The 12,713-nt window shown below is 64.2% G+C and carries 11 protein-coding genes; 7 read left to right on the top strand and 4 right to left on the bottom strand.

The genetic code is table 11. The annotated features are described in order from the left end of the window. The first annotated feature begins 135 nt into the window (after nt 1-135). From treP to tadA, 7 genes are all read left to right on the top strand, one after another. A complete protein-coding gene (treP, locus tag ABCR88_RS26460; RefSeq protein ID WP_011063187.1) occupies nt 136-1,578 on the top strand; it encodes a PTS system trehalose-specific EIIBC component in 1,443 nt (480 codons plus the stop codon). A gap of 60 nt (nt 1,579-1,638) precedes the next feature. Then, nucleotides 1,639-3,288 carry an alpha,alpha-phosphotrehalase gene (treC, locus tag ABCR88_RS26455; RefSeq protein ID WP_325985191.1) on the top strand — a complete coding sequence of 550 codons (1,650 nt, stop codon included), beginning with the start codon at nt 1,639-1,641 and terminating at the stop codon, nt 3,286-3,288. 134 nt (nt 3,289-3,422) lie between these two features. Continuing rightward, nucleotides 3,423-4,646 carry a carbohydrate porin gene (locus ABCR88_RS26450; RefSeq protein WP_236185478.1) on the top strand — a complete coding sequence of 408 codons (1,224 nt, stop codon included), beginning with the start codon at nt 3,423-3,425 and terminating at the stop codon, nt 4,644-4,646. A gap of 60 nt (nt 4,647-4,706) precedes the next feature. After that, entirely contained in the window at nt 4,707-7,238 is a 2,532-nt protein-coding gene (gene ptsP, locus ABCR88_RS26445) for a phosphoenolpyruvate--protein phosphotransferase (RefSeq protein WP_350403679.1), read from the top strand. 2 nt (nt 7,239-7,240) lie between these two features. After that, a complete protein-coding gene (locus ABCR88_RS26440; RefSeq protein ID WP_011063183.1) occupies nt 7,241-7,531 on the top strand; it encodes a PTS transporter subunit EIIB in 291 nt (96 codons plus the stop codon). Between the two features lie 198 nt (nt 7,532-7,729). Further along, nucleotides 7,730-9,106, top strand: a complete 1,377-nt coding sequence (locus ABCR88_RS26435) for a multicopper oxidase family protein (RefSeq protein WP_015636864.1) — start codon at nt 7,730-7,732, stop codon at nt 9,104-9,106. Then, nucleotides 9,106-9,594 carry a tRNA adenosine(34) deaminase TadA gene (tadA, locus tag ABCR88_RS26430; RefSeq protein ID WP_041119721.1) on the top strand — a complete coding sequence of 163 codons (489 nt, stop codon included), beginning with the start codon at nt 9,106-9,108 and terminating at the stop codon, nt 9,592-9,594. The genes ABCR88_RS26435 and tadA overlap by 1 nt, the downstream gene beginning before the upstream one ends. 143 nt (nt 9,595-9,737) lie before the next feature. On the opposite strand, the gene cmoB is transcribed toward tadA, so the two are convergent. The 4 genes from cmoB to ABCR88_RS26410 form a co-directional block, all read right to left on the bottom strand. Further along, entirely contained in the window at nt 9,738-10,694 is a 957-nt protein-coding gene (gene cmoB, locus ABCR88_RS26425; protein ID WP_041119720.1) for a tRNA 5-methoxyuridine(34)/uridine 5-oxyacetic acid(34) synthase CmoB, read from the bottom strand. Beyond that, complete coding sequence (gene cmoA / locus ABCR88_RS26420; RefSeq protein ID WP_011063179.1) at nt 10,691-11,434, bottom strand: carboxy-S-adenosyl-L-methionine synthase CmoA; 744 nt, start codon at nt 11,432-11,434, stop codon at nt 10,691-10,693. Before cmoA ends, cmoB begins: the two co-directional genes overlap by 4 nt. A gap of 169 nt (nt 11,435-11,603) precedes the next feature. Further along, a complete protein-coding gene (locus tag ABCR88_RS26415) occupies nt 11,604-12,239 on the bottom strand; it encodes a lysoplasmalogenase (RefSeq protein ID WP_041119719.1) in 636 nt (211 codons plus the stop codon). A 1-nt stretch (nt 12,240) separates the two neighbouring features. Beyond that, on the bottom strand, nt 12,241-12,633 hold the full coding sequence (locus ABCR88_RS26410; RefSeq protein WP_011063177.1) for a protease inhibitor I42 family protein: 393 nt from the start codon (nt 12,631-12,633) through the stop codon (nt 12,241-12,243). Nucleotides 12,634-12,713 lie beyond the last annotated feature (80 nt).

Here is a 12,713-nt window from a genome sequence, read left to right as displayed (position 1 = left end):
AAAAGCACATTTCGAGCGTTGGCTCGAAGAAAAATCCAAACTCGTCTGTACGAGTTGTTGATTTAACTCGTACAGACGAGTAGTTTCCTCCTCGGCGTGCTGCCAATAACAAAAAACTCAGGTGGAAGAACGAGCATGAGCCACGACTATTCAACGATCGCCAGCGAGTTGCTGCACAGCCTCGGTGGCGCCGACAACCTCGAGCAGGCTGCCCATTGCGTGACCCGCCTGCGCCTGGCCCTGAAGGACCCGAGCCGGGTCGACAGCGCCACGCTCAACCAGATCGACCTGGTCAAGGGATCGTTCTTCACCGGTGGCCTGTTCCAGGTGGTGATCGGCCCTGGCGAGGTAGAGAAGGTCTATGCGGCGCTGCGTGAGCAGACTGGCCTTGCGGCCTCGACCATTGCCGATGTGAAGGACAAGGGCGCGCAGAAGACCCACGCCATGCAGCGCCTGGTGCGGGTGTTCTCCGATGTGTTCATGCCTATCCTGCCGGCCCTGATCATCGCCGGCCTGCTGATGGGGGTGAACAACCTGCTGGGGGCCAAGGGCATGTTCATCGAGGGCCAGACCCTGCTTGAGGCCTACCCGGGCCTGGACGGGCTGTGGAGCCTGATCAACCTGATGGCCAACACTTCCTTCGTGTTCCTGCCGGCCCTGGTGGGCTGGTCGGCGGCCAAGCGCTTCGGCGGCAGCGAGATCCTCGGCATCGTCCTGGGCCTGATGCTGGTGCACCCGGACCTGCTCAACGCCTGGAACTACGGCAAGGCCGTGGCCGGGCTGGATGGCCAGAGCCTGCCGTACTTCGACATCCTCGGCCTGTTCCAGATCGAGAAGGTCGGCTACCAGGGGCAGATCCTGCCGATCCTGCTGGCAGCCTATGTGATGAGCGTGATCGAGAAATGGCTGCGCGCCCGGGTGCCCAACGCCATCACCCTGCTGGTGGTGCCCATCACCACCATCGTGGTCACCGGCGTGTTGGCCCTGGCGATCATCGGTCCGGTGACCCGCCATCTGGGGATCCTGATCACCGAAGGCGTGGTCACCCTGTTCGACCTGGCGCCGGTGGTGGGTGGGGCGATCTTTGGCCTCCTCTATGCACCGCTGGTGATCACCGGCATGCACCACATGTTCCTGGCGGTCGATCTGCAACTGATCTCCACCCAGGGCGGCACCTTTATCTGGCCGATGATCGTCATGTCCAACCTGGCCCAGGGCAGCGCGGCCCTGGCGGTATTCACCATGAGCCGCAATGCCCGGGACCGCAGCATGGCTTCGACCTCGGCGATCTCGGCCTATTTCGGCATCACCGAGCCGGCGATGTTCGGCGTCAACCTGCGCTACAAGTTTCCGTTCTATGCCGCGCTGATCGGTTCGGCCCTGGGCAGCATCTTCCTCTCGCTGAACAAGGTCCAGGCCTCGGCCATCGGCGTCGGTGGGCTGCCGGGGTTCATCTCGATCATTCCGCAATACATCCCGATGTTCGTGATCGGCATGGTCGTCGCCCTGGTGGTGCCTTTCGTCCTGACCTGCGGCCTGAGCCTGAAGATCATCCGTCCCGGCTACCGAGTGGCCTGACCGGCCCTGCAGGAGCCGGCTCGCCGGCGAATGCCCTCGCACTTTCCAAAGGATTCCCCCATGCAAGACTGGCAGCGTTCGGTGATCTACCAGATCTACCCGAAAAGTTTTCACAGCCACCAAGGGCAGGCCACCGGCGACCTGCTGGGAGTGGTAGACAAGCTCGACTACCTGCACTGGCTGGGGATCGATTGCCTGTGGCTGACCCCGTTCCTGCGTTCGCCGCAACGCGACAACGGCTATGACATCAGCGACTACTACGCCATCGACCCCAGCTACGGCAGCATGGCCGACTGCCAATTGCTGATCGAGGAGGCCGGCAAGCGCGGGATCAAGCTGATGCTGGACATCGTGGTCAACCACACCTCCATCGAGCACGCCTGGTTCCAGCAAGCCCGCAGCAGCCTGGACAACCCCTACCGGGATTTCTACATCTGGCGCGATGAGCCCAACAACTGGGAGTCCAAGTTCGGCGGCTCGGCCTGGGAATACGAAGCGCAGACAGGCCAGTACTACCTGCACCTGTTTGACCACACCCAGGCCGACCTCAACTGGGACAACCCACGGGTGCGCGCCGAAGTCTTCAAGATGATGCGCTTCTGGCGGGACAAGGGCGTCGGCGGCTTTCGCCTCGACGTGATCAACCTCATCTCCAAGCCTGCGGACTTCCCCGAGGACCAGAGCGATGGCCGGCGCTTCTATACCGATGGCCCGAACGTTCATGAGTACTTGCAGGAAATGCATCGGGAAGTGTTCGCCGGCCATGACCTGGTGAATGTCGGCGAGATGTCGTCCACCCGCCTGGAACACTGCATCCGCTACTCGAACCCGGAGTCGAAGGAGCTGTCCATGACCTTCAACTTCCATCACCTGAAGGTGGATTACCCCAATCAGCAGAAGTGGGTGCGGGCCGATTTCGACTTCCTTGAACTCAAGCGCATCCTGTCCGACTGGCAAACCGGCATGCAGGCCGGCGGCGGCTGGAATGCACTGTTCTGGTGTAACCACGACCAGCCTCGGGTGGTATCGCGCTTTGGCGACGACGGCGAACACCGTGTGGTATCGGCGAAGATGCTGGCCACCGCATTGCACCTGCTGCAGGGCACGCCCTTTGTCTATCAGGGCGAAGAGCTGGGCATGACCAATCCGCATTTCCAGCGCATCGAGCAGTATCGCGACGTCGAGACCCTGAACATCTACCGCCTCAAGCGCGAGGCCGGTGAAGAGCCGCAGGCCATCATGGCGGCGATCCAGCAGAAGTCCCGGGACAACGGGCGTACGCCAATGCAGTGGAATGCCGGGGCCAATGCCGGTTTCAGCAGCGGCACCCCCTGGATCGAGGTTGCGGCCAACGCTGGCCAGATCAATGTCCAGGCACAGCTCGACGACCCGCAATCAGTGCTGCACCACTATCGCCAATTGATCGCGTTGCGCCGTGAGCAGGGTTTGATCCAGCACGGCCTCTATCGCCAATTGCTGCCCGAGCATCCGCAGGTCTGGGCCTACGTGCGGGAAGGGCAGGGCGAGCGACTGCTGGTGGTGAACAACTTCTACGGTTCGCCGTGCGAGGTTGAATTGCCGCAGGAGGTCATCGAGCCGGGCATGCAGCAGCGTCTGCTGATCAGCAACTACCCGGGGGATGGCGCCCGCAGCCGGCATTTGCTGCTGCGGCCCTATGAGTCCTTCGTCCTGCACCTGACCGACTGCTGACAATCCTCGCAGAAGCTGCCGGGCGGTTTGCGTCTGCCGTGAATGCGCTGTTGCAGATACCGCGCAGGGCTTCGTTCGTCGGCAAGCCGGCTTCTGCGGATCGAAATATCACAATAAAAATAATGGGGTGGCTTATGAAAACAACAATAAATCGCGGCCTGGCGGCGTCCTGCCTGTGCCTGGCATTGCCCTTTCCGGCCCAGGCCCTGGAGTTCGCCGGCTACCTGCGCAGCGGCCTTGGCACTTCGGTCAACAGCGGCCCGCAATCCTGCTTTCAGCTACCCGGCGCGCCCTCCAAGTACCGCCTGGGCAACGAGTGCGAGCAGTACGCCGAGCTTGAGCTGCGCCAGGACCTGTACACCCTGGAGGACGGTTCGGTACTCAGCGTCGACGGCATGGCCTCGCTCTACAACCGCTACGACCGCAACCTGACTTTCCAGGGCGAGAACGGCTCGGCGCGCATGCCGCAGATATACGCCCAGTGGTCGAACCTGCCCAGCCTCAATGGCGGCTCGTTGTGGGCCGGGCGCCGTTACTACAAGCGTAACGATATCCATATTTCCGACTTCTACTACTGGAACCAGAGCGCCACTGGCGGCGGGGTCGAGGACGTGCGCATCGGCGATCTGAAATACAGCTACGCCTTCTCCCGCAAGGACAACCTCTACCAGAAGCAGGCCGTGAGCCGTCATGACTTCAACGTTGCCGGTTTCCAGACCAACCCCGGCGGCGAGCTGGAGCTGGGCCTGAGTTACCTGGAAAAGCCCGATCGCCGTGGTGCCCACAATGGTTGGGCGATCACCACCCAGCATGTGCAGAAAGACTTTTTCGGCGGCAAGAACAAACTGGCCCTGCAATACGGTGAGGGGCCCGGTACCGGCCTGGGCTACACCGGCAATCCCTACCTGGATGACGGCAACAAGAGCTATCGCCTGGTGGAGTTCTTCGATTGGCAGGTCACCCCGCGCTTCGGCGGCCAGGTAGAGGCGGTCTATCAGAAGGACATTCGCCCCGACGGCCAGGACCAGAACTGGATCTCCCTGGGGGTGCGCCCGGCCTATGCCATCACCGAACAGTTCAAGCTGGTGACCGAGTTTGGTCATGATCAGGTGGAGGCGCCCGGGGGCACCCGCAAACTCAGCAAGTTCACCTTCGCGCCCACCTGGTCGCCCAAGGGGCCGGAGTTCTGGGCGCGGCCCGAGGTGCGCCTGTATTACACCTATGCCAGCTGGAACGAGGCCGCCAAACGCGCGGCTAACGAACTGGCGGCCGGCTCCGCGCTGTCCGACAGCGGTGTATTCGGCACCGCCCGACACGGGGCGAACGTCGGTTTGCAGGTCGAGTACTGGTGGAAATAAGCGATGCTGTAGGGGCTCGCGCTCCATCGGCACTTCAAGGAATCATTAGCAGGTGACGTCATGGCCATAACCCAACCCTTGCAATTGCTCGCGCCCCTGTCCGGGGTGCTGCTGCCCCTGGACCAGGTTCCGGACCCGGTGTTTTCCAGCCGGGTGATCGGTGACGGCGTGTGCATCGACCCGACTTCCCAGACCCTCTGTGCGCCTCTGTCCGGGGTGGTCAGCAACCTGCAGCACAGCGGCCATGCAGTGAGCATCACCGGTGAACAGGGCCAGCAGGTGCTGATGCACATCGGGTTGGACACGGTGAACCTCGCGGGCAAGGGCTTCACCTGTCTGGTCGAGGAGGGTCAGCAGGTCTCGGCAGGCCAGCCGTTGATCGAGTTCGATGCCGACTACCTGGCCCTGCACGCGCGCAGCTTGTTGACCCTGATGCTGGTGGTCAGTGGCGAGGCGGTGACGGCGCTGGTGTCCGGCAGCCTGCTGGTGGAACTGGGGCAGCCGCTGTTGCAGATCGAGCCCGCCTCCGCGCAAGAGGTCGCCGAGGACGCTGAAGCTGAGGCGCTGTTTTCCAAACCGCTGATCCTGGGCAACCCCCAGGGGCTGCACGCACGTCCGGCGGCGTTGCTGGCCCAGGCGGCCAAGGGCTTTGCCGCGAATATCTGCCTGCACCGGCGCCAGGACTCGGCCAACGCCAAGTCCCTGGTGTCGATCATGGCGTTGCAGACGGTGCAGGGCGATGTCTTGCAGGTCAGTGCTGCGGGTGCGGATGCCGAGCGGGCGATCCAGGTTCTGGTGGAGCTGTTGGCCTCGGGTTGTGGCGAAAAGGTCAGTGCTGTAGCGCCGAGTCCTGAGCCAGTAGCGGCGCGGGATGAGTCGCTGGAGACAGTTCTGCGGGGTGTCTGTGCATCACCGGGTTCGGCGGTCGGCCAGGTGCTGCAGGTGGCTGAGCAGCGCCTGCAGATAAGGGAGTTGGCGGCGAACCCGCAGCAGGAGCGCGAAGTCCTTGAGCGGGCCTTGCGGGAGGCGGTCCGGGGCCTGCAACAGCTGCGGGACAATGCCCCGGGTGAAGCACAGCAGGAAATCTTCCGTGCCCACCAGGAACTCCTCGACGACCCGAGCCTGTTGGAGCAGGCCGAAGCCCTGATCGTCAGCGGCAAGAGTGCTGCCTTTGCCTGGAACAGCGCCATCGAGGTCACCGCCGAGCTGTTCAAGGGCCTGGACAGTACGCTGCTGGCTGAGCGCGCGGTGGACCTGGCGGACGTCGGCCAACGGGTGCTCAAGCTGATTCTCGGGGTGCAGGAGCATGCCCTGAGCTTGCCGGACCAGGCGATTCTGATTGCCGAGCAACTGACGCCCTCGCAGACCGCCAGCCTGGACACGGCCAAGGTGCTGGGGTTTGCCACCGTCGGCGGTGGCGCCACCAGCCACGTGGCGATCCTCGCCCGGGCCCTGGGCCTGCCGGCGATCTGTGGCTTGTCGCCCCGGGTCCTGTCCCTGGCCAACGGCTCCCGGGTTCTGCTGGATGCCGATCGGGGCGAACTGCATACGGACCCGGACCCGCAACGCTTGCAGCAACTGGAGTCGCTGCGTCAGCAGCAACGCCTGCGCCAGCGCCAGGACCTGGCCCAGGCGGCGCAACCGGCGGTGACCCGCGATGGTCATCATCTGGAGGTCACGGCCAACATTGCCTCTCTGGCGGAAGCCGAACAGGCAATGAGCCTGGGAGGCGAAGGCGTCGGCCTGTTGCGTTCGGAGTTCCTCTACCAGGACCGTAGCCACGCCCCGAGCCCCGAGGAACAGGCCGAAACCTATCGAGCCATTGCCCAGGCCCTGGGGCCGACGCGCAATCTGGTGGTGCGGACCCTGGACGTGGGCGGCGACAAGCCTCTGGCTTATGTGCCCATGGACACCGAAGCCAACCCCTTTCTCGGCCTGCGGGGTATCCGCCTGTGCCTGGAGCGTCCCGAACTGCTGCGCGAACAGTTCCGGGCGATTCTCGCCGGCGCCGGGCAGGCCCGCCTGCACATCATGTTGCCGATGGTCAGCCAGTTGACGGAGCTGCGTCAGGCGCGGCAGTTACTCGATGAGGAGGTTCGGGCCCTGGGCCTGGCGGAGCGGCCCAAGTTGGGCATCATGATCGAGGTGCCTTCGGCGGCCCTGATGGCGGACCGTTTCGCTCCGGAGGTGGATTTCTTCTCCATCGGCACCAACGACCTGACCCAGTACACCCTGGCCATGGACCGTGATCATCCGCGTCTGGCCAGTCAGGCCGACAGCTTCCACCCGTCGGTGCTGCGCCTGATCGCACGAACGGTGCAGGCCGCCCATGCCCACGGCAAGTGGGTCGGAGTCTGTGGTGCACTGGCGTCCGAAACCCTGGCAGTGCCGCTGTTGCTGGGCCTGGGGGTGGACGAACTGTCGGTGAGCGTGCCGTTGATTCCGGCCATCAAGGCCCGGGCACGCGAGCTGGATCTGAGCGAATGCCAGGCGCTGGCAGCTCGGATCATCGATCTGGAGGACGCGGTTCAGGTACGTGAATACCTGCACAAGCAGCAAGTCGCAGCCGATTCACTGGTTCTGGAGAGCTGAAAATGTTCGAGAAATTGCAACGCGCGTTCTGGAAAGCCCTGACTCCGGATCTGATCCCTGATCAGCCGAAGGCCCCCAGGGCCAACGGCAATGTTCTGAATGACGCAATGCTGGCGGCGCTGGGTGGCAGCGCCAACATCAAGAGTCAGCAACCCCTGGCCCTGACCCGCCTGCGCCTTGAGCTGCATGATCCGCAACTGCTGGACAGCAGCGCCTTGCGCGTGGCGGGGGTACCGGCGGTGATGCCCCTGGCCGGTGGCGTGGTGCATCTGCTGCTGGGATTGCAGGGCTGAGGGGCCTGGTCGTCGGCCAGCCGGCTCCTACAAGAGCAACAGGCTTGCCAGCGAGCAGACGCTCGAAAACACCCATCGTTTCTCCGTCTCGCCTGCGTCCCGTCGCCGCGCCGGCCTTACTGTTTCTCAACTGCGGGTGTATCGTATTCGCCTTTTGCGGGCCTGGGCCCGCGGCTGATACGTGAGGTAGTTGAGTCCATGTCCTTTACCCGTCGACAAATACTCGGTGGTCTGGCCGGTCTGGTAGTGGTGGGCGTGGGGGCGGGCGGCGCATCGCGTTATTGGCTGGGAAAGATGGCTGACGCCGAGGCGGGGCACGATTACGAGCTGATCGCCGCGCCACTGGACGTGGAGCTGGTGCCGGGGCACAAGACCGAGGCCTGGGCCTTCGGCCCTTCGGCGCCGGGTACCGAACTGCGGGTACGCCAGGGCGAGTGGCTGCGGGTACGTTTCATCAACCACCTGCCGGTGGCCACCACCATCCACTGGCACGGCATCCGCCTGCCCCTGGAAATGGACGGCGTGCCTTACGTCTCGCAACTGCCGGTGCTGCCCGGCGAATACTTCGACTACAAATTCCGCGTGCCGGATGCCGGCAGCTACTGGTATCACCCCCATGTGAACAGCAGCGAAGAACTGGGTCGCGGCCTGGTGGGCCCGCTGATCATCGAAGAACGCGAACCCACCGGCTTCAAGTACGAGCGCACCCTGAGCCTGAAAAGCTGGCACGTGGATGAAGAGGGCGCGTTCATGCCCTTCAGCATCCCTCGGGAGGCGGCGCGCGGTGGTACGGCCGGGCGCCTGTCCACCATCAACGGTGTGTCCCAGGCGGTGATCGACCTGCCGGCCGGGCAGATCACCCGGGTGCGCCTGCTGAACCTGGACAACACCCTGACCTACCGCATCAACATCCCGGATGTCGAAGCGCAGATCTACGCCCTGGACGGCAACCCCATCGAGCCGCGCCCCTTGGGCAAGGAATACTGGCTGGGCCCGGGCATGCGCATCTGCTTGGCGATCAAGGCGCCGGCGGCCGGTGTGGAGTTGTCCCTGCGCAACGGACCGGTGCGCCTGGGCACTTTGCGCTCGGTGGCCAACAACGACGCGCCCACCCAGTGGCCCGCCGCCTTGCCGGCCAACCCCGTGGCCGAGCCGGATCTCGACAACGCCGAGAAGCTCAACTTCAATTTCGAATGGGTTGGCTCGGTCTCGGTGAACGTGGACAATGGCAAGCCGCCTAGCCTGTGGCAGATCAACGGCCAGGCCTGGGACATCACCGACAAGACCTGCGCCGACCGCCCGATTGCCACCCTGAAAAAGGGCAAGAGCTACATTTTCGAATTGAAGAACATGACCCAGTACCAGCACCCGATCCACTTGCACGGCATGAGCTTCAAGGTCATCGCCTCGAACCGCAAGAAGATCACCCCCTACTTCACCGACACCTACCTGCTGGGCAAGAACGAGCGTGCCCGGGTCGCCCTGGTGGCGGATAACCCGGGGGTCTGGATGTTCCACTGCCACGTGATCGACCACATGGAAACCGGCCTTATGGCCGCCATCGAGGTGGTGTGATGCGCCAGATACGCCCGGCGCCGATCATCGACCGCAGCCGCGACCAGGACTTCATGCGTGAAGCCCTGGCCCTGGCCGCGCAGGGCGCCGCCCTGGGGGAAGTGCCGGTGGGTGCGGTGCTGGTACTGGATGGGCAGATCATCGGCCGTGGCTACAACTGCCCCATCAGCGGCAGCGATCCCAGCGCCCACGCCGAGATGGTGGCGATCCGCGAAGCGGCCCAGGCGGTGAGCAACTATCGCCTGCCCGGCAGCACCCTGTACGTGACCCTTGAACCTTGCAGCATGTGCGCCGGGCTGATCGTCCATTCGCGCATTGCCCGGGTGGTGTACGGCGCACTGGAACCCAAGGCCGGCATTGTGCAGAGCCAGGGGCAGTTCTTCACCCAAGGGTTTCTCAACCATCGAGTGCTGTACGAGGGCGGGGTACTGGCCGAGGAGTGCGGCACGGTGCTGAGCGAATTCTTCAAGGCGCGTCGAGCGCGCTGATCTCAAACCGGTTCGCGGCCTACACAAAACCGTAGGAGCCGGCTTGCCGGCGAAGAGCCCCTTGAGCCTTGCGCCGCTCTGGCGGGCGCCTTCGCTGGCAAGCGGAACGCCGCCCGGCCAGCTCCCGCGGGGGCAAGGCGGGGTTATTTCTTGGCGACTATCACCGCACGCATCGGCGCCGGTAGGCCTTCGATGGTCTTGCTGTGGTCGTTGGGGTCCAGGAAGTCGCTCAGGGACTGATACTTCATCCACTCGGTGCCGCGCTGTTCCTCGATGCTGGTCACGCTCACATCCACGCAACGCACATCGCTGAAACCGGCCCGTCGCAGCCACAGTTCCAGGGCCGGTACGGACGGCAGGAACCATACGTTGCGCATCTGCGCGTAGCGGTCTTCCGGTACCAGCACCTGATGCTGGTCGCCTTCCACCACCAGGGTTTCCAACACCAGTTCACCGCCCTTGACCAGGCAGTCCTTGAGCGCCAGCAGGTGCTCGATGGGCGAACGGCGGTGGTAGAACACCCCCATGGAGAACACCGTGTCGAAGCCTTCCAGGTTGGCCGGCAGGTCTTCGAAGGGGAAGGGCAGGTGCCACACCGAAGGCTCCGACAAGTAACGCTGCACCGCCTGGAACTGGCAGAAGAACAGCCAGTTGGGGTCGACGCCGATCACGCTGTGGGCACCGGCGCCAAGCATGCGCCACATGTAGTAGCCATTGCCGCAGCCGACATCGAGGATGCGCTTGCCCTCAAGGTTCAGGTGCGGGGCGACCCGCGACCACTTCCAGTCCGAACGCCATTCAGTGTCCACGTGCACGCCGAACAGGTTGAACGGGCCCTTGCGCCACGGCGACAGGCCCATCAGTGCGGTGCGCATCTGCGCCCGAGTGGCGTCATCGCAGTCGGTGTCCAGGCGCAGGCCATTGATCAGGTCGATTTCGCTGGGCTGGATCTTCGGCAATGCATCCAGGGCGCTTTGCCAGCGTTCCAGGTCGCCATGGCCTTTTTCCATCTTGGCGTCGAGCTGGGCTTGCAGCCCGTTGGCCCAGGTGGCCAGGGGCGTACCCGCCAGACGGCGAGCGAGGGGGGACAGATCAATCATGGCAGGGCAATCAACGAGGCAAAGTTAAGGCATTGGAACCACGGCACGACTTTCGAGAACCCGGCAGCCAGCAGGCGTTCGCGGTGTTCTTCGAGGCTGTCGGGCTTCATGACGTTTTCGATGGCACTGCGCTTCTGGGCGATTTCCAGTTCGCTGTAGCCGTTGGCGCGCTTGAAGGCGATGTGCAGGTCGGTGAGCAGGGCGTGTTCCTGGTCATCGTTGAAGCGCAGCTTCTCCGAGAGGATCAGCGCGCCACCGGGCAGCAGTGACTGGCGGATGCGCCCCAGCAGGGCCAGACGCTGCTCGGGGGCGATGAACTGCAGGGTGAAATTCAGGGCCACCACCGAGGCCGGCTGGAATTCCAGGGCCAGGATATCGCCCTCGATCACCTGCACCGGCAGCAGCTCCTGGAACATCGAATCCTGGCCGTTGAGGTATTCCCGGCAACGTTCGACCATGGCTGCGGAGTTGTCCACCGCGATGACCCGGCAGCCATCCGTGCGCACATGGCGGCGCAGGGCCTGGGTCACTGCCCCCAGGGAAGAGCCCAGGTCGTAGAGCACGCTGTTGGGTTGGGCGAACTGCGCCGCCAGTACCCCGAGGTTCTCGACAATGGTCGGGTAACCCGGCACCGAGCGCTTGATCATGTCCGGGAACACCCGCACCACATCCTCGTTGAAGGCGAAGTCGGGCACCTGGGCCAGTGGCTGGGCGAAAAGGCGGTCGGGTTCTTTGCTCACGGCGGTTCCGGCGATGGAGAAAAAAAGAGGGCGGCATTGTAGCCGCTGCCGCAGGCTGCGATAAGGCCCGCAGGGCCTTCAGGGGCGCAAGGGCGACGCAAGGTGTGGTCCTTTCGCCGGCAAGCCGGCTCCTACGGAGAGTAGGGACCGGCCTGCCGGCGCAGGCGGCTCAGCGTGGCTTCTGGCTGAACGCCGAAGCGGCGATGCCCCACTGGCCCAGCCAGTAGAAAATGATGATCAGGTAGGGCGCGGCGTCGAAGGCCAGCACGAAGCGGCTGATGCCTATCAGGCTGTCGGAGAAGGCAAAGCTCAGAGCGCCCAGCACTGCCAGTACCGCGGACCGCGTGGGCACCGCTGAGCCGAGGCGTGCCAGGGCGCGCCAGAGCATGGCGCTGATGGTCAGGGCGTAGACGATCACCGGCACCAGCAACGGCCCCAGGCCGTGGGAGATTAGGATGCTCAACAGCACCGCGCCAATGGTCAGTGCCACCAGCAAGGGCAGCAGCGCCGGGCGCCGGCAGTCGCTGAGATAAGCCTTGAGGTAGGCCAGGTGCGCCACCAGGAAGGCTCCGAGACCGAACACGAACAGGTCCGTGGGCCAGGCCAGCAGGATATCCCCCAGCACCGAGAACAGCAGGCCGATGATGATCCAGCGCCGGTAGTCCCCGGGCGGTGCATCGTGCAGCCAGCCCAGCAGGGCCAGCACCGGCAGTGGCTTGACCAGCAGGCAGAGCAGGGTGGCATGCACGCTGACGCCGTAGAGGAAGGTCGCGGCGCCCATCAGCGCCAGTATCAGCCAGCCCATGTCAGTTCACCGTGATCGAGCAGTCGAAGGCCTTCACCGGGGCCTCTTCCGGTGCCCAGGGTTGCTGGTAGGTCAGCAGCAGCCGGCCCTGGCCGCTGGCGAAGGCCTGGAAGCGCCAGGTCGACTGCCCGCCACTGCCCACCAGGCCGGTGTCTTCGGGGTTGCTGTAGACCTCGGGGCTGACCTTGCGCAGGATGCCGCCGGCCGAATCCTGGATCGCCCAGCGATAACCGGTGGTGGGGTTGCTGGGCAGGGTGAGGATCAGGTTCTGCCCATTGTGCAGTTGCAGCGGGCATTCACTCTGGTTTTCAACGGTGACGTTCTGCTTGGGCTGGCTGGCGCAAGCGGTCAGCAGGGCGAGGCTGAGCAGGGCAAGAAGGCGGGGTGTGGGCATGGGTCAGGAAGCTCCGATCATTCATGACGAACGGCGAGCATAACTGAAGATGGTGGGCGGTGTGGGGAGGGGAATAAAGG

Source organism: Pseudomonas sp. W17 (genome assembly GCF_040268305.1).
In the GTDB taxonomy this organism is placed as follows: domain Bacteria; phylum Pseudomonadota; class Gammaproteobacteria; order Pseudomonadales; family Pseudomonadaceae; genus Aquipseudomonas; species Aquipseudomonas protegens.
The sequence above is the reverse complement of the archived record's forward strand: the minus strand, read 5'-3'. Positions and strand labels throughout refer to the sequence as shown.